The organism is Streptomyces sp. NPDC059828 (assembly GCF_042731955.1).
Taxonomy (GTDB): domain Bacteria; phylum Actinomycetota; class Actinomycetes; order Streptomycetales; family Streptomycetaceae; genus Streptomyces.
In genome coordinates, this window is record NZ_JBHWIW010000008.1 from 18,917 (window position 1) to 33,508 (window position 14,592).

The following is a 14,592-nucleotide window of genomic DNA, read 5'->3' on the forward strand; positions in this document are numbered from 1 at the left end:
GATTTTGACGAGTGAATGACATTACCAGTCGGTTTTTATGGTTTCTCACTCTTCATGGCGGAGTGCAGAGGGGCAGGGGCGATCACCCGCTTGACCGGATGGGCGTGCACGGCGTGCGTGCCTCCGGTGACAGTGAGGGGGTTGGCAGCGTGGCCGGTGGCGGCGCCCCGGCCCCACAGCGGAGGAGTGCATGTGGTGAACCGCCGAGTCCCGAGGCGCCTCGCCGCCGCTGCCCTGTGCGTGCTCGTCCTGTCCGGCACCGGATGCGCCGCGACGCAGCGGGCCGGTGGCGGCCCCCCGGCCGTCCCGAGCCCCGCAGCGGGCGGCGGTGAGCTGATCATCGACTTCCTCGACACGCCCGGGCTGCCCCGTCACTTCCGCACCGCCATGAGCTCGCTGTCACGCGAACCGGGCCCCCGGCCCAGTCTTATCGGCCTCAGAGAACTGCGCGTGTCCGGCAGTGCTTCCCCCTCGCAGGACGGCTGGCAGGCGGTGCGGCGGACCCTCCCTGCCGTATCCGATGGACGTCTGTTCGATGTGGATCTGCGCCAGGAGACCCATCTCTATGTCGACGGTGCGGTGGTCAGCTGGTACGGAAAGGACGACGACGCCAACATCGGGATGTCACCCGAGCAGCTGCTCCGGTTGCAGACCACCCGCCTCGAGGAGCTGCGGGACTGGCCCGTCATCCCCTTCGCCTACCTGCCGAAGAAGTCGGCCGCCGCCGCACTGCCCCCGAGCGAGGGACCCCGCACGGTCAGGACCGAGCAGGAGACCGTCACCCCGTACGGATTCGCCTACCGCTACCTGCCTGTGCCCGACCGTCATATGCCCACGCCGCAGTCCGCGGACGGCTTCGTCACACTCGCCCGTACCCTGCCCGCGGACGGCTGGCTGCACCTCCACTGCCGGGAGGGCCACGGCCGCACCACCACCTTCATGGCGATGTACGACATGATCAAGAACGCCCGGCGGGTTCCGCTCGCCGACATCCTGCGGCGTCAGTACCTCCTCGGAGGCGCCGGGACGGACCTTGCGGCCGATGCCTCGCGCGCTGCGTTCCTCCGGTCCTTCTACGACTACGCACGCCACAATGACGACGGCTTCCGCAGCTCGTTCACCGACTGGCTGGCGGCCCACCCGCACCCGACCCAGAACTACCCGCTCGTGATGCTTCCGCCCTGGCGGCCGGGGTCCAAGTAGACCGCGCGCCGCTCCCCGCTGACTGCTTGCGAGTGAACGACGGCACTTCGCCCTCGCGTCGGCTCTCCCTGGGCAGTCAGGACGGTTAACGTACTTCTGTGCCGCTGAGCTGTGCATTTGTGAACCTCAAACCCGGAGTCGGCAAGACGACCAGTGCCGTATGGCTGGCACACGCCCTTCACGAGTCGGGCTGCTCGCCGCTCCTGGTCGACAGCGACCCGGCCTCCTCCGCGCTGCGCTGGAGCGAACTGGCGGACGGCTTCCCGTTTCCCGTCATCGCCCTCCCGGTCGGAGACGTCCACCGCCGGGTGAACGACTTCCTGGGCAACAGACGGGCCGTGGTGCTCGATGCGCCGCAGATGGAGGACCATGCCCGCATCACCCGCAGCGTGATGAGGTACGCGAGCGAGTGGATCATCCCTGTGACGCCGGCTCCCATCGAACTGGACCGGATGGCACCCATCCGCGCCGAGATGGACGAGGTGCAGTCCCTGCGCCCCGAACCGGCCAGGGCCGTGGTGCTGCTGAACCGCACCAATCGCCCCGATGCCACGCGCACCGGCCCCGACGCGGATGCCCGAGACGCACTCACCGAGTGGGGCTTCACGGTGTTCGACACCCAGATCGCACGGCTCGACCTGTACTCCCAGTCCTTCGGCAGTCCCGTCCGGGCAAAGGGCTCGGCCTACATGGACCTCGCGGAGGAACTGATCCAACGTCAGGAAGCGGCATGACGGAGCGCAAGGACAGATACCGCGCGGCACTCGAGCGCGCCGGGGACAGCACTGCCCGATCGTCGAAAGTCACCACACTGCACAGCAAATACGTCAGCGTGACGATCGAAGTGGACCCAGACCTGCGAGAAGGCCTGATGCGCTGGGCCGGTCCACCGCTGTCCCTACTGGTACTCGCCGGCACCACCGTCTTCCGTGCGGTCTCGGACGCCGCCGCCAGGCTGCCCCTGGTTCCCGAGGGTGCCCGTCGTACCTGACGACCACGGGGAAGCGTGCCCAAAGAGAAACAACGCAAGGTGCCCGCGGACAGCCCGGCATGGGCGATGGTATCCCCATGGCAGACCATGACCTGAACGGCTTCGCCCTCTCCACGTTCACCCAAGAGGGCGTCACCCGCCAGATCCTGCGGCGCGGCACCGGACCCGCCGTGATCGTGCTGGCGGAGGTACCCGGGATCACACCCAAAGTCGTGGAGTTCGCCGAACGGGTGGCCGCACTCGGCTGCACCGCCGTGCTCCCCGTGCTGTTCGGACACCCCGGACGCGACCCCCACCCCAGCGCTCACGGGTGGCTCAAGTCCGGGCTCTACACCGCCGCGACGCTTTGGAAGGTGTGCGTGAGCCGTGAGTTCACCCTGCTGGCCACCGGCAGGAGCTCACGCGTGGTGGACTGGCTGCGTGCACTGGCGGCACACGAACACGAGCGCTGCGGCGGGCCCGGAGTCGGTGCCGTCGGCATGTGTCTCACCGGCGGCTTCGCCCTGGCCATGGCGGTGGACGACCGCCTGCTCGCCCCGGTCCTGTCCCAGCCCTCCCTGCCGGTCGCCGTCACACGCAACAGAGCTGCCGGCATCGACATCTCCGCCGCGGACCTCGCCACCGTCCGCGGACGTTGCGAGCGTGAGGGGCTTCAGGTGCTGGGGCTGCGGTTCCGCGGGGACCGCCTCGTGCCGGGCGACCGGTTCGCATTCCTGCGCCGGGAACTCGGCGACGCCTTCACCGCGGTCGAACTCGACGACATGTCGGCGAACCCCGAAGCCGTCATGCCCCCGCACTCCGTCCTGACCGAGCACCTCGTCGACGAAGCGGGCCAGCCGACCCGCACGGCACTTGACCAGGTGCTCGACCTGCTGCGTACCCGACTGCTCCAGCAGGACAACGAGCCCACCGCGAGCGCGTGAACCGCGATAGCGGTCAGACCCTGCGCCACCGGGCCATGCAGAACGAGAACACACCGAAGAGCGCAAGGCCCGCGGCCGTGGCGGCCATCAGCCACGGACCGGCGGCCGTGGTCGCGAACGCACGCAGTGTGTCGTCGAGCCCCTTGGCCTCACTCGGGTCGTACATGACCGCGGCCCGCACCGCGAAGCCGCCTGCCACCATGAACACCAGCCCACGGGCGACGCCTCCCACGACACCGCAGAAGTCGACGGCCTGCCGCGTCCGGCGGCCCATCTCGCCTGTCTTCAGGTGCTTGTGGTACTTGCGCAAGGCCGCGCGCACCCCGATCCAGATCCCGGCGCACGCGATGCACGCCCCTCCGAGTCCCACTATCCACTGCCCACCCGGCAGCTCCAGCGCGCGAGCTGTGAGGTCCCGCGACTGACGGTCGCCGGAGCCGGCACCCTTCTCGCCCACGGTGAAGGCGAGCACCGAATACGCGACGCTCGCGTAGAAGACGCAACGCACCGCGGACAAGGCCCGCTTACGCGCCTTTCGTCCATCCGGACCGGCGGCGCCGAACAACGCCTCGGACAACCGCCAGAGCACCATGCCGACGAGCCCGATACCGAGCGCCCACAGCACGGCGGCGCCGAACGGCTTGTCCGACAGTGCTTCCAGCGCACCGGAGCGGTCGGCCTCCTCGCTGGAGCCCGAGCCGACGGCCACCTGGAGCGCGAGAACACCGATGAGAAGGTAGATGACACCGCGTGCAGCCAGGCCCCAGCGGGCCCCGGTCTCCACTACCGAACTACGAGCCGCCTGATGGGCCATGGACCGGCCCCGATGAGTCAATGCGCGTGCATTCATGCATCCCGGTTGCCCCCGAAACGCGCCGGCGAACGTGGTCGGCCGGTGACCCCCGACGGGGGCCTTTCGGTCACGATGCGGTGCGTCCGATAACCGACTACTGCCGCATATGCAGGAACCGTGAGGATTGTGGAGTTCGCGTGTGCTCGTCGATGAACCAGGAGGAACCACTGTGATCCGTCTCCGCACGGCGTCATTGGCCATGATGACCGCAGCCGCATGTGTTGCGCTCACCGCACCACCGGCCGCCGCCGCCCCGGGCGACACCACGACCATGTGCGGGAGCTCGCTGACACCGGCCGGCTGGGTCGATGTGCAGTGGTGGAACAGCTGGTCCTGCGGCACCACGTTCAACCCCAACATCAAGAAGATCCAGGATGTCTCCGGCATGCCCGTGGGTTCCACCGTGAACGCCTGCGCGTCGACATGGCCCCCGGCGGGATGGGTGCCGATGAGGAGCTACTACAGCGGCGCCTGCCAGTACGCCGCCGTGCCCAGCAATGAGCCGAACACCTGGACGGTCAAACGCGTCTCCTGAGAGATGCCAGAATCGCCGTTTGGCTGAGCACGGCACGGAACACGGCTACCTGCTGGGCAACCGGCAGTCCGAGGCCCGTATCCGGTTCGGTGCGCTCAGCGAACTGTTCGATCCGATGACCTTCCGGCACGTCGACCGATTGGGCATCACAGCCGGCACGCGGTGCTGGGAAGTCGGTGCCGGCGGCCCCTCCGTACCCCTCGGGCTTGCCGAACGAGTCGGCCCGAGGGGAAGGTGATCGCCACCGACAGCGACGTCTCCTGGATCCAGGACATCACCGGTGACGTGATCGATGTGCTGCGCCCCGGCGCTCGAAACCGGGCTGCGGACCGGTCCGGAACCTGGGCAGGATGGGCCGATGAACCAGGCCCTGGACGTACCCGTACTCGCCGCTGGTGAGGGATTCATGCTTCGGCCGTGGCGCCTCTCGGACCTGCAACTGGTCCGTGAGGCATCGGACGACGCGTACATCCCGCTGATCACTACAGTGCCATCGCCCTATTCCGAACAGGCAGGCGTCGCCTTCATCGAACGGCAGTGGGCCCGGGCGACCACGAGGGCGGGGTACACGTTCGTCATCGCGGCCTCCGACGACCGGCCGGTCGGCCAGGTGGGGCTGTGGCTGAACGACCTGGCACAGGGCCGCGCGTCGCTGGGCTACTGGGTCGTCAAGTCGGCGCGCGGTCGAGGCGCCGCCGTGGCCGCCGTCGCCGCAGTGGTCGGCTGGGCCTCGCGCGATCTGCGGATTCCCCGGCTCGAACTGTGCGTGGAGCCGTGGAACACAGCCTCCGTACGCACTGCCGAGCGCGTGGGATTCCATCGGGAAGGGCTGCTGCGGGGATGGCAGCAGGTGGGGGACGAACGCAGGGACATGCTCATGTACGGGCTGTTGAACGAAGAGCGGTGAGCCGGCCGCGGGCCCGCCCGCCCTTCACGCCGCCTGCTTCACATGGCGCACACGCCGTTACGGCATGCGGCGGCTCGGTACGGCGAACCAGGTCGGACGGGCCGTTCGCGGAGTTCCGCTGCCGGGTGGCTACGGGAAGGGCCTCAGCCTGCCACGCAGAACTCGTTTCCCTCAGGGTCCTGGAGGACGGTCCAGGCCAGGGGGCCGATCGATTGCTCGTCGACGGCGGAGGCTCCCAGCGCCACCAGCCGGTCCACCTCGGCGTGCCGGTCCTGCGTGTGGAAGTCGACGTGGACTCGGTTCTTCGCTCCCCGGGGTTCGGTGACCCGCTGGAAACCGAGCGCCAGGGGTGTCGCCGCGACGATGACGAATTCGCCGCCGAAGTCCTGGGCGATCTCCGTGTCCAGGACCTTGGCCCACCATGCGGCCAGGGTGCGGGGTTCGGCGCAGTCGATGGTGATCATCTTCGGATCAAGAGTCATGTGGTACACACTAAAACGCGTTGGACAACGCTGGGATCTCGCCCGGCAGGACCTGGTTCCGGAGTTCCGGTCAACCGACGAGGACGGTGTCCCGGGAACCTGCGGGGCGCCAGACCCGTGTGTGAGTGTGAGAAGAGGATCAAGCGGTGCGCGTCACGGTTGCGGACCGTCGATGCGGGCCGGCTGACCGGCAGGCCGGATGATCAGGAGTACGACGTGCCACGCTACGAGGACGCATACCGCGGCAGTCTCGGTGACCCAGAGAAGTTCTGGCTCCAGGCCGCGGGGGCGATCGACTGGGAGCGGCGGCCCACACGGGCCCTGGACGACTCACAGCCGCCCTTCTACCGCTGGTTCGCCGACGGAAGCCTCAACACCTGCCACAACGCACTCGATCGGCATATCGCCGCGGGCCACGGTGACCGTACCGCCCTGATCTACGACTCGGCCTACAGCGGAGAGCGGTCCTCGTTCACATACGCCGAACTCCGGGACGAGGTGGCCCGGTTCGCCGGAGTGCTGCGCGGCCTGGGAGTCGGTGCCGGCGACCGCGTCGTGGTCTACCTCCCGATGGTGCCCCAGGCCGTCATCGCGATGCTCGCGTGCGCCCGCCTCGGCGCCGTCCACTCCGTCGTCTTCGGGGGATTCGCCCCCAGGGAACTGGCTGCCCGTATCGACGACGCCCGCCCCAAGGTGCTCCTCTCGGCGTCCTGCGGGATCGAGCCCGGCCGCATCGTGGAGTACAAGCCGATCGTCGACGAGGCGCTCCGGCTCTCCACCCACCGGCCCGAGTCCGTCGTGATCCTCCAGCGCGAACAGGCACGCGCCAACCTCGGCGAGGGCGACCTGGACTGGGACGCGCTGGTCGCCGACGCCCAACCGGCCGACTGCGTACCGGTCGCCGCCAGCGATCCTCTCTACATCCTCTACACCTCGGGAACGACCGGCCGGCCCAAGGGAGTCGTACGTGACAACGGAGGCCACGCGGTCTCCCTGGCCTGGTCGATGTCCGCGATCTACGACATCGGCCCCGGCGACGTGTGGTGGACGGCATCGGACGTCGGATGGGTCGTCGGCCACTCCTACATCGTCTACGCACCCCTGCTGGTCGGCGCCACCACGGTGCTGTACGAGGGCAAGCCCGTGGGCACACCGGACGCCGCGGCGTTCTGGCGGGTCATCGCCGAGCACGGGGTGAAGGCCCTGTTCACCGCCCCCACCGCACTGCGCGCGGTGAAGAAGGTGGATCCCCGGGCGGAGCTCCTCGCCGGCCACGACCTGAGCGGCTTCCGTACGCTCTTCCTCGCGGGCGAGCGCCTTGACCCCGAGACGTACCAGTGGGCCACCGACACACTCGGCGTCCCGGTCGTCGACCACTGGTGGCAGACCGAGACCGGGTGGCCGGTGGCCGCCAACCTCCGCGGTCTGGACCCGATGCCGATCAAGCCGGGCTCCCCGACGGTTCCGGTTCCCGGCTATGACATCCGGATCCTCGACGAGTCGGGAGCGGAGCTGCCGCGCGGCAGCGAGGGCGCCATCTGCCTCAGGCTGCCGCTGCCGCCCGGGACGCTGCTCACCCTCTGGGGCGACGACCAGCGCTATGCCGACTCCTACCTCTCACGTTTCGACGGCTACTACCTCAGCGGGGACGGCGGATACTTCGACGAGGACGGCTATCTCTTCGTCATGGGGCGCATGGACGACGTCATCAACGTCGCCGGCCACCGCCTGTCCACCGGCTCCATGGAAGCCGTCCTCGCCGCCCACCCAGCCGTGGCCGAGTGCGCCGTGATCGGAGTGGCGGACCGTCTCAAGGGCCAGGTGCCCCGCGGCCTCGTCGTCCTCAAAGCCGGAGCCGACGCCGATCCGGCGCAACTGCGAACCGAACTCATCGCGGCGGTCAGGTCCGAGATCGGCCCGGTCGCCTCCTTCAAGGAGGTCGACATCGTCGCCGCGCTGCCCAAGACCCGCTCCGGGAAAATCCTCCGGAAGTCCATGCGATCCATCGCCGAGGGCCTCGAAGAGCCGGTTCCGTCGACGATCGAGGACGCCGCCGTCCTGGACGCCCTGCGACCGGTGCTGCGCCGCGAGAACGGGTGAAAACGCGAGTCAAGAGGCGCGCCACCTCCTGATTCACGGTCTCCGCGCAAGGCCCACAGCGCCGGGGAATGGCGTGTGTCCGCGAGGCCGCCTCGGTCACGCCGGCCTCACCAGCGATTCCTGCGCGGCGGGAGCGCGTCCTTGACGTTGCGTCCGGCTTCCGGTGGCAAGGAAAAGGATGGAACCGTTCGGCCCGCGCAGCGTATCTTCACGGGCGTCGTCGCCCCTGGTCAGGGGCGTGGTCCGGTCATAAGTGAGGGATGCGGAATGTTTGCTGCGAGTGGGGCTCAGAGTGGGGGAGCCGGGCTGATCCTGGTGGTGCTCGGGCTGCTTTTCACCGCCGTGGGGGTCGGAGTACTGGTCTTCATGGTGCGCAAGGGTGGGGAGAACAGACGGATCTTGCGGGAAGGGCTAGTGGCAGAGGCGGTGTGTCTGGAGACGTATATGGTGCACCGCACTGTGGACGGGTACGGGAGCAGCGAGCGGCGTCTGATCCTGGGGTTCCAGACGTCCGAAGGGCGCGATGTGCGGGCCGAGATGGCCTCTGTAGTGCTGTGTGCGGTGGGGGACACGGTGCCCGTGCGGTACTTGCCGGAGCGGCCCGGGCAGGTCATCCATGCCGGGTCGAGGCCCGGCCTGGATCCCGCCACGCGCCTCAGAGGCATGATGATGGTGGTCTTCATATGCCTGGGGCTCTACTCCGTGGTGACCGGCATCGGTCTGGGCCTGCGCTAGCCACGCGCACCTGACGTTACCCACCGCTGAGAACAGACGTGCTTCACAGCCACTCATATGGCCAGAGTTGGCTCGTGGGTGATCTTCCCGGCCGCTGGACCCGCCGGTAGGTTCATTGCATGAGATCACCACAGGCGGACGTGCATCACTCGGCTTCGTCGTGGCGGCAGCCCTGCCCTCCGGCGGCTTCCGCCGAGCGCAGCGCGCTGGTCCAGCGGACAGCCGAGCGCATCCTTGCGCTAGGTCACGGCCGCCTGCTCGTGGGGATCGATGGTTTCACCGCTGCAGGGAAGACGAGCTTCGGGCATGAACTGGCCGAGTGGATCAGTGCTGCTGGTCGACCGGTGCTCCGGGCGACCCTCGACGACTTCAAGAAGCCGTGGAAGGACCGGCATCTGTATGACCGGGAGTCCGGCGAGGGGTACTACCGCAACGCGTATGACTACGAGGCGGTCAAGCGCCTGCTGCTGGATCCCTGCCGGTCCCCGGAAGCCACGTCCTGTGTGCTGTGCGGCATCGACCCGCTGACCCAACGGGATCATTCATCGGAAGGGACGTCCCTCGGGGCGGACGCGGTGCTGATCGTGGATGGCGTCTTCGCTTTCCGGCCCGAGATCAACACGTACTGGGACTTCCGGATCTGGTTGCAGGTGGATGCGGAACTGTCCGTTCGGCGGGGTGCTGAACGTGACCAGGACTGGGCCGGATCCGAGGCGGAGTCGATCCACCGCAACAGGTATCTGGTCGCCGAGCACCTCTATCTACGGGAAGCCGATCCGTTGCCGATGATGGACCTCGTTATCGACAACACGGAGTTCACCCGCCCGCAGCTCGTGACGCCGTGACGCCGGCATGGGGCCGAGCGCCGGTGACTTGAGTGCACCGGGCTTCCGGGCGGACGGGCGATGGACCCGACCAGCCCGGGCACAACCCCCATCACCGAAACGAACCGGAACGCGCGCCTGACGCCCGCCGCCCGCGGAGGGGCCCCGCAGAGGCCCGCGTTGGGACGTTACTGAGTGCCTCGTGCGAATACCGGACCACCCCAGATCGCGGGTGCGTCGGAGACGGCCCGCATCGACAGTGCCCTTGTCGCGTGGGCCTTGAGACTGCAACCGACGGGGGCCCTGGTCACCAGTTTGCGGTGTGCACCAAGCAGGTTCACGTCCCAGTAGCCACGGTCGTATCCGATGCCGATGGCCACGATGCTGCGGTTCATGAGGACTTTGTAAACCGCGTTCTTGGGGTCCGGGTCGGTCGCCTTGTCCGCGAAGTAGCCGTCGTGGGTGTATCCGAACGCCATGAACTCGGAGATGAGGTTGGAGTACAGCCCGGCCTGGGACATCCGGGACCGCAGGTCGCGGCCGTCGCTGCCCTTGGAGGTGAGCTTCCCCATGGTTGCCATGTCTTTGGCGTGTGAACGTCCTGCCTCGCTGGCCCGGTCGGATACGCGCAGGGCGGGCAGGCCTTTGGTGAGGCGCTCTTTGTTGATCTCGCAGGCAATCCAGTCGACATTCGGATAGTACGACTGCCGCAGGGCCTCCCTGCCAGTTGAGGGCGGGTTGTCGGCCGTGTGTGCGGGGACGGTGGTGGCTCCCCACAGGACGGCGGCGGACAGTGCGACGGACACCGTTGCAGCCAAGGTCTTCACGCTGATTCCTCCGATGCACGCAGGCAGGCGAGTCTCACGTTGCTGTTGCCGCCACCGTGGCATGCTCCTGGCCATCTGACGGCCGCAGACACGCCATGATCACCTGCATCGGCGACACGTTCGGCGTGTCCGGTCGATCAGGCTCGGAGCCGGGGGACGACATGCCTTCACCCCGGTGGCTTTCAGTCGCACGCCTCGACACCCAACCAAGTTCAGTAGCCGCAGGCGTGAACGTGGGGGTTGGGGGCACAAGGAATTTCGGAGGTGGGTAATCATGGTTCCGTTGCTTCTCGTCCTGCTCCTGATTTTGCTCCTCTTCGGAGCGGGATTTGCAGTGAAGATCCTTTGGTGGATCGCGATCGCCGTGCTGGTGCTGTGGCTGGTCGGATTCGTCGCTCGACCCAAGGGCGGCAGTGGCCGTTGGTACCGCTGGTAGCAGGAACATCTGCGCGTCAGTGTTTCCCGGGCGAAGCGGCGAGTGCGGGAATGGAATTGTTTGTGCCTCTCAATGGAGCGAAGAAGGCGGAGCGTGAAACGTGGGGTTTTGCCACCCGCGACGTTCGAATGCCTGAGCCTGGCGCAAGGTCGTCACCGCTCGACGTTCCAGAAAGGAATTCAGCGTGACTGAGCATGTGTGGAGCTACCAGTCAACGGCGGGCCACTTGGCGGGTACCGACCTCAACGGATACAAGGTCGAGGCGGTCGACGGCAGCATCGGGAAGGTCGACAAGCACTCTGACGAGGTCGCCGATGCGTACCTGGTGGTGGACACCGGCCCGTGGATCTTCGGAAAGGAAGTGCTGCTTCCGGCAGGCACGGTGAGCCGTATCGACGTGGATGAGCGAAGGATCTACGTCGACAGGACCAAGGACCAGATCAAGGACGCTCCGGAGTTCCACCGCGACAAGCACCTCGGTGACGAAAGCTACCGCGAGCAGTTGGGCATCTACTACGGCATGGGCGGTCCCTTCGGTGGTGGCCGCATCGTCTGAGGGGCGGACGTAGGCGGCCTGGAGCCCGAGGGCGGCCGGCGAGCAAGGGGTCGCCGGCCGCCCTCAGCCCTGGTCGTGGCGGTGGGTGGTGTCAGGGTGGGGTGTCTTGGAGGGTGATGCGGGCGGCGACGCGTTTGCCTACGGCCTGCCGCTGGATCTCGAGGGTGTGGGTGATGGCTTTGACGATCTCCAGGCCGTGCTGGCCGATTCGGTCCGGGTCGAAGGTTCGGGCTGCTGGGACGTTCGGGTCGCTGTCCCAGACGACGACTTCGATCTCGGTCGTGGTGATTTCCAGCTCCATCAGCACTGGGCCGGGGGCGTATTTGCAGGCGTTGGTGACGAGCTCGCTTACGACGAGCTGGGCCAGTTCCGTGGTGCGAGGGGGTACGTTCAGGCCTTGCTCGGCCCGTGCCCGAGTGAGGAAATCGCCCACGTGGTCGCGGGCCTCGGCGATGCATCCGTTGCCCCCGCCGAAGGCGTAGCCGGCCCGTCGGAGCGTGGGACAGCTCTCGCCGTCAGCCTGCGGCTCCATCAGCACCGTCCTTCGGCTCTCAACTACCTGCTTTTGGTGTGTACCCGCCACGCTGCCATGCATGTCACCGGGGTGTGGAGACGCCGCAACTGTCGCGTGTGCCCGACCGGGTGGGGGTACAGGCCTGCCAACGAATGCCGAAGGCGGGTCAGCCAGGTGCCATGAGGGCAAGATCCACCCGGCCATGGCCACGGAGGGTCACACCGACCGGGCTGAACACTTCGCCGAGCAGCCTGTCTCGGCTATCGAAGCGGAGGCCGCCCCCGCCCCGGAGGCTTTCCTGGTGCTTCTGGGAGGACGCCGTTGCCCCGGCCCTTGTGGGCGAGCCCGGGGAGGCCGTCTCACGGCCTCAGTACGACTTTGATGACAGCGTTCGCCCTCTGGTCGAAGTCCCGGTAGAAGTCGGCCGCCTCGTCGAGCTTCGCGTGGTGACTCACCACCCGCTGGGGCTCCGCCCTTCCGGCGAGGATCAGGTCCCGCAGCAGGGCGGTGTAGCGACGGTCGTGCGTCCGCCCGAAGCCGACGTGGATGCCTTTGTCGAAAAGGGTTGCCCACGGGACGCGGAGGGAGCCGTCCTCGTGGCCGGCCGGCGCCGGAGCGTGGTCCTTCGCGGCATACACCCCGGCGACACCGATCCGACCCGTCGGATGCACCAGTGCCGCGAGATCCTCGATGACCTGGCGCGGGTTCTCGCGCGAGGGATCGGACCGGTCGGCTGCCTGGAAGCCGACCGCGTCGATCCCGCAGTCCACACCGTCCATGCCGCCCTCCCCGGGCGGCAACTGACCGGAACGCCGGTGGGCGCGGATCTGGTCCACCGGGTCCCCGTCACGGAAATCGATGGGAACCGCCCCGTACGCACGCGCCACCGTCAGCCGCTCCGGTACCCGGTCCACGACGAACACCTCTCCCGCGCCACGCAGGAAGGCGGAGTGGGCGGCAAGCAGCCCGATCGTGCCGGCACCGAAGACGGCCACGCTGGCGCCGGGCCGTACCCCGGCGAGTTCGGTCGCATGCCAGCCCGTGACGAAGGCGTCTGCGAGCATGACGAACGCGTTCTCGTTCGCGTCGCCGGGTTCACCGGGCAGGGGCACACAGTTCGCGTCGGCGAAGGGGACCCGGAGCAGTTCGGCCTGGGCTCCGCGATACGGCCCCATGCCGGCGTACCCGTATGCGGCACCGAAGCCTCCCGGGCGGACTCGGCTGCACGCGGCGCTGAGGCCGCGGGAGCAGTTGAGGCAGGTGCCGCAGTACAGATGAGTGGGAATCACCACGCGGTCGCCCACGGACACCGCCTGGACGGCCGATCCGGCCTGTTCGACCACTCCCAGCGCCTCGTGCCCGAGTACGAGTCCGGATTCGGCGCCCGTGCGGCCGTCGTACATGTGCAGATCAGTCCCGCAGATGGCACTTGAGGTCACCCGCACGATCACGTCCGTGCTCTGCTCGATCCGCGGGTCCGGCACGTCCTGCACGGACACCGCGCGCGTTCCCTCGAACACCACAGCTTTCATTACGCTCCTTTTACGTTTCCACGGCACCGGACCGCACTCGCCGTACCACCGGATTCCGACGAGCGGCCGGTGAAAGCCCGACACGGCTGGGGGCGCGCGTCTGCCGGCTGGGACCTGCGCCACACCCCCGCGTCGCGCGCTCGCGCACTGCCCCGCATCACATCGTCACGGCGATGGTGCCGGCCGTGCCACCGCCTGTGAGGGCTTCGAGAGCATCGTTCAGTTCGGCGAAGGCGAAGCTTGTGGTGTTCAGCCTGAGGGTGCCATTGCTGAGTTCTGTGAGCAGGTTCCGGAAGACCGTGTCGGGAACCTGGCGGCGGACCATGTTCATGGGGAGCAGACTGACGTCCGCGGTGAGGAGCGTCGGCAGATCGATCGTGAGCGTCCTGCCCGCGACGTAACCGATCATGACAACGCGGCCCCCGGGGTTGATGACGGGCAGCAGGGCGGGGACGGTGTCGCCACCGACGGTGTCCAGGACGGCATCGACCCCGCCTTGCGCGCCCAGGCGTTCCATGTTCTCGGAGCCCCGGCCGACGAGGACTTCCGCGGCCGCCGCGGGAACCGCTGCGGCTTCTTTCGCATCACGTACCAGAGCGATGACATGTCCACCGGCGCGGGCTGCCATCTGCACGCACATGGATCCCACCGCCCCCGCCGGTCCGGTGACCAGCACTCTCTCTTCCGCCTTGATGCGTCCCACGGGCTCCGCGGCCGCCCAGCCGGTGACCATCGGCGAATAGCAGGTGGCCGCCAGAGCCGCGTCCGTGCCCTGCGGGACCACTCGCACCGCGTTCTTCGGCACGGTGATCCGCTCGGCCCAGGTACCAGGCCGTTCCAGGCCGACGCCCGCGCCGCGTACCAGCACTCGCCGCCCCACCAGGTCCCGTTCGCCGGCGGTGACGGTACCGACTCCGGCGGTGCCGGGTGTGAACGGAAGGTCCGGCTTCGAGGAAAAGGCGCCGGACATGAGCCCGAGGTCGAGGCGAGTGACCGCGGCTGCCTCGAGCTCGATCACGACGTCGTCGTCGGGTGGTGGAGCAGGTGGGTCGGCCTGTTCGAGCACCACACTGGTACCCCAGTCGTACAAGCGGGACACCAGCATGGCCGACGCTCCGATGCATCTCGTGTTGCCAGGCGCACTCCCGGCGGAGCCACCCTGGGGCCACTGTCG

17 protein-coding genes and 1 pseudogene are annotated in these 14,592 nt (G+C 68.1%); 12 read left to right on the forward strand and 6 right to left on the reverse strand.

Annotation, left to right across the window (positions count from 1 at the left end; all coding sequences use genetic code 11):
• The first annotated feature begins 195 nt into the window (after window positions 1-195).
• From ACFV6V_RS07110 to ACFV6V_RS07125, 4 genes are all read left to right on the forward strand, one after another.
• Entirely contained in the window at window positions 196-1,203 is a 1,008-nt protein-coding gene (locus ACFV6V_RS07110) for a hypothetical protein (protein WP_385560279.1), read from the forward strand.
• 119 nt (window positions 1,204-1,322) lie between these two features.
• Window positions 1,323-1,937 carry a hypothetical protein gene (locus ACFV6V_RS07115; protein WP_385560281.1) on the forward strand — a complete coding sequence of 205 codons (615 nt, stop codon included), beginning with the start codon at window positions 1,323-1,325 and terminating at the stop codon, window positions 1,935-1,937.
• Entirely contained in the window at window positions 1,934-2,194 is a 261-nt protein-coding gene (locus ACFV6V_RS07120; RefSeq protein WP_385560284.1) for a hypothetical protein, read from the forward strand. Before ACFV6V_RS07115 ends, ACFV6V_RS07120 begins: the two co-directional genes overlap by 4 nt.
• 77 nt (window positions 2,195-2,271) lie before the next feature.
• Window positions 2,272-3,117: a dienelactone hydrolase family protein gene (locus tag ACFV6V_RS07125; protein ID WP_385560287.1), complete on the forward strand. Its 846-nt coding sequence runs from the start codon at window positions 2,272-2,274 to the stop codon at window positions 3,115-3,117.
• A gap of 13 nt (window positions 3,118-3,130) precedes the next feature.
• Here ACFV6V_RS07125 and ACFV6V_RS07130 read toward each other — a convergent pair whose 3' ends face one another.
• Window positions 3,131-3,931 carry a DUF1206 domain-containing protein gene (locus tag ACFV6V_RS07130; RefSeq protein ID WP_385560290.1) on the reverse strand — a complete coding sequence of 267 codons (801 nt, stop codon included), beginning with the start codon at window positions 3,929-3,931 and terminating at the stop codon, window positions 3,131-3,133.
• A gap of 208 nt (window positions 3,932-4,139) precedes the next feature.
• On the opposite strand from ACFV6V_RS07130, the gene ACFV6V_RS07135 reads away from it, so the two are divergent.
• From ACFV6V_RS07135 to ACFV6V_RS07145, 3 genes and pseudogenes are all read left to right on the forward strand, one after another.
• Complete coding sequence (locus tag ACFV6V_RS07135; RefSeq protein WP_385560293.1) at window positions 4,140-4,505, forward strand: hypothetical protein; 366 nt, start codon at window positions 4,140-4,142, stop codon at window positions 4,503-4,505.
• 19 nt (window positions 4,506-4,524) lie between these two features.
• Window positions 4,525-4,808: pseudogene (locus tag ACFV6V_RS07140) on the forward strand (SAM-dependent methyltransferase); the annotation flags it as partial.
• 55 nt (window positions 4,809-4,863) lie between these two features.
• On the forward strand, window positions 4,864-5,412 hold the full coding sequence (locus ACFV6V_RS07145; RefSeq protein WP_385560296.1) for a GNAT family N-acetyltransferase: 549 nt from the start codon (window positions 4,864-4,866) through the stop codon (window positions 5,410-5,412).
• A 143-nt stretch (window positions 5,413-5,555) separates the two neighbouring features.
• Here the strand turns inward: ACFV6V_RS07145 and ACFV6V_RS07150 are convergent, their stop codons facing one another.
• Window positions 5,556-5,894 (reverse strand): VOC family protein, encoded by a 339-nt coding sequence (locus ACFV6V_RS07150; RefSeq protein ID WP_385560299.1) that lies wholly within the window; start codon window positions 5,892-5,894, stop codon window positions 5,556-5,558.
• A 216-nt stretch (window positions 5,895-6,110) separates the two neighbouring features.
• Between ACFV6V_RS07150 and ACFV6V_RS07155 the strand changes: the two genes are divergently transcribed.
• The 3 genes from ACFV6V_RS07155 to ACFV6V_RS07165 all read left to right on the forward strand — a co-directional run bounded on the left by ACFV6V_RS07155 (window position 6,111) and on the right by ACFV6V_RS07165 (window position 9,574).
• Window positions 6,111-7,994 carry a propionyl-CoA synthetase gene (locus tag ACFV6V_RS07155; RefSeq protein WP_385560302.1) on the forward strand — a complete coding sequence of 628 codons (1,884 nt, stop codon included), beginning with the start codon at window positions 6,111-6,113 and terminating at the stop codon, window positions 7,992-7,994.
• A 267-nt stretch (window positions 7,995-8,261) separates the two neighbouring features.
• Complete coding sequence (locus tag ACFV6V_RS07160) at window positions 8,262-8,729, forward strand: DUF3592 domain-containing protein (protein ID WP_385560305.1); 468 nt, start codon at window positions 8,262-8,264, stop codon at window positions 8,727-8,729.
• Between the two features lie 119 nt (window positions 8,730-8,848).
• Window positions 8,849-9,574 carry a uridine kinase gene (locus tag ACFV6V_RS07165; protein ID WP_385560307.1) on the forward strand — a complete coding sequence of 242 codons (726 nt, stop codon included), beginning with the start codon at window positions 8,849-8,851 and terminating at the stop codon, window positions 9,572-9,574.
• 167 nt (window positions 9,575-9,741) lie between these two features.
• Here the strand turns inward: ACFV6V_RS07165 and ACFV6V_RS07170 are convergent, their stop codons facing one another.
• Window positions 9,742-10,380: a CAP domain-containing protein gene (locus ACFV6V_RS07170; protein ID WP_385560310.1), complete on the reverse strand. Its 639-nt coding sequence runs from the start codon at window positions 10,378-10,380 to the stop codon at window positions 9,742-9,744.
• A gap of 274 nt (window positions 10,381-10,654) precedes the next feature.
• Here ACFV6V_RS07170 and ACFV6V_RS07175 point away from each other — a divergent pair, with 274 nt between their 5' ends.
• Both ACFV6V_RS07175 and ACFV6V_RS07180 read left to right on the forward strand, forming a co-directional pair.
• Window positions 10,655-10,816, forward strand: coding sequence for a hydrophobic protein (locus ACFV6V_RS07175; RefSeq protein ID WP_385560313.1), 162 nt, complete (start codon window positions 10,655-10,657; stop codon window positions 10,814-10,816).
• Between the two features lie 184 nt (window positions 10,817-11,000).
• Window positions 11,001-11,372 carry a PRC-barrel domain-containing protein gene (locus ACFV6V_RS07180; RefSeq protein ID WP_385560316.1) on the forward strand — a complete coding sequence of 124 codons (372 nt, stop codon included), beginning with the start codon at window positions 11,001-11,003 and terminating at the stop codon, window positions 11,370-11,372.
• Between the two features lie 91 nt (window positions 11,373-11,463).
• Here ACFV6V_RS07180 and ACFV6V_RS07185 read toward each other — a convergent pair whose 3' ends face one another.
• From ACFV6V_RS07185 to ACFV6V_RS07195, 3 genes are all read right to left on the reverse strand, one after another.
• Entirely contained in the window at window positions 11,464-11,904 is a 441-nt protein-coding gene (locus tag ACFV6V_RS07185) for an ATP-binding protein (RefSeq protein WP_385560319.1), read from the reverse strand.
• A gap of 341 nt (window positions 11,905-12,245) precedes the next feature.
• Window positions 12,246-13,418 carry a glutathione-independent formaldehyde dehydrogenase gene (locus ACFV6V_RS07190; protein ID WP_385560322.1) on the reverse strand — a complete coding sequence of 391 codons (1,173 nt, stop codon included), beginning with the start codon at window positions 13,416-13,418 and terminating at the stop codon, window positions 12,246-12,248.
• A 157-nt stretch (window positions 13,419-13,575) separates the two neighbouring features.
• Window positions 13,576-14,523, reverse strand: coding sequence for a zinc-binding alcohol dehydrogenase family protein (locus tag ACFV6V_RS07195; RefSeq protein WP_385560324.1), 948 nt, complete (start codon window positions 14,521-14,523; stop codon window positions 13,576-13,578).
• Window positions 14,524-14,592 lie beyond the last annotated feature (69 nt).

Excerpts from the sequence above, each read along its gene's own strand:
- ACFV6V_RS07120 (WP_385560284.1), top strand. The coding sequence starts at position 1,934 with ATGACGGAGCGCAAGGACAGATACCGCGCGGCACTCGAGCGCGCCGGG.
- ACFV6V_RS07125 (WP_385560287.1), top strand. The coding sequence starts at position 2,272 with ATGGCAGACCATGACCTGAACGGCTTCGCCCTCTCCACGTTCACCCAA.
- ACFV6V_RS07130 (WP_385560290.1), bottom strand. The coding sequence starts at position 3,931 with ATGGCCCATCAGGCGGCTCGTAGTTCGGTAGTGGAGACCGGGGCCCGC.
- ACFV6V_RS07145 (WP_385560296.1), top strand. The coding sequence starts at position 4,864 with ATGAACCAGGCCCTGGACGTACCCGTACTCGCCGCTGGTGAGGGATTC.
- ACFV6V_RS07150 (WP_385560299.1), bottom strand. The coding sequence starts at position 5,894 with ATGACTCTTGATCCGAAGATGATCACCATCGACTGCGCCGAACCCCGC.
- ACFV6V_RS07160 (WP_385560305.1), top strand. The coding sequence starts at position 8,262 with ATGTTTGCTGCGAGTGGGGCTCAGAGTGGGGGAGCCGGGCTGATCCTG.
- ACFV6V_RS07165 (WP_385560307.1), top strand. The coding sequence starts at position 8,849 with ATGAGATCACCACAGGCGGACGTGCATCACTCGGCTTCGTCGTGGCGG.
- ACFV6V_RS07175 (WP_385560313.1), top strand. The coding sequence starts at position 10,655 with ATGGTTCCGTTGCTTCTCGTCCTGCTCCTGATTTTGCTCCTCTTCGGA.
- ACFV6V_RS07185 (WP_385560319.1), bottom strand. The coding sequence starts at position 11,904 with ATGGAGCCGCAGGCTGACGGCGAGAGCTGTCCCACGCTCCGACGGGCC.
- ACFV6V_RS07190 (WP_385560322.1), bottom strand. The coding sequence starts at position 13,418 with ATGAAAGCTGTGGTGTTCGAGGGAACGCGCGCGGTGTCCGTGCAGGAC.
- ACFV6V_RS07195 (WP_385560324.1), bottom strand. The coding sequence starts at position 14,523 with ATGCTGGTGTCCCGCTTGTACGACTGGGGTACCAGTGTGGTGCTCGAA.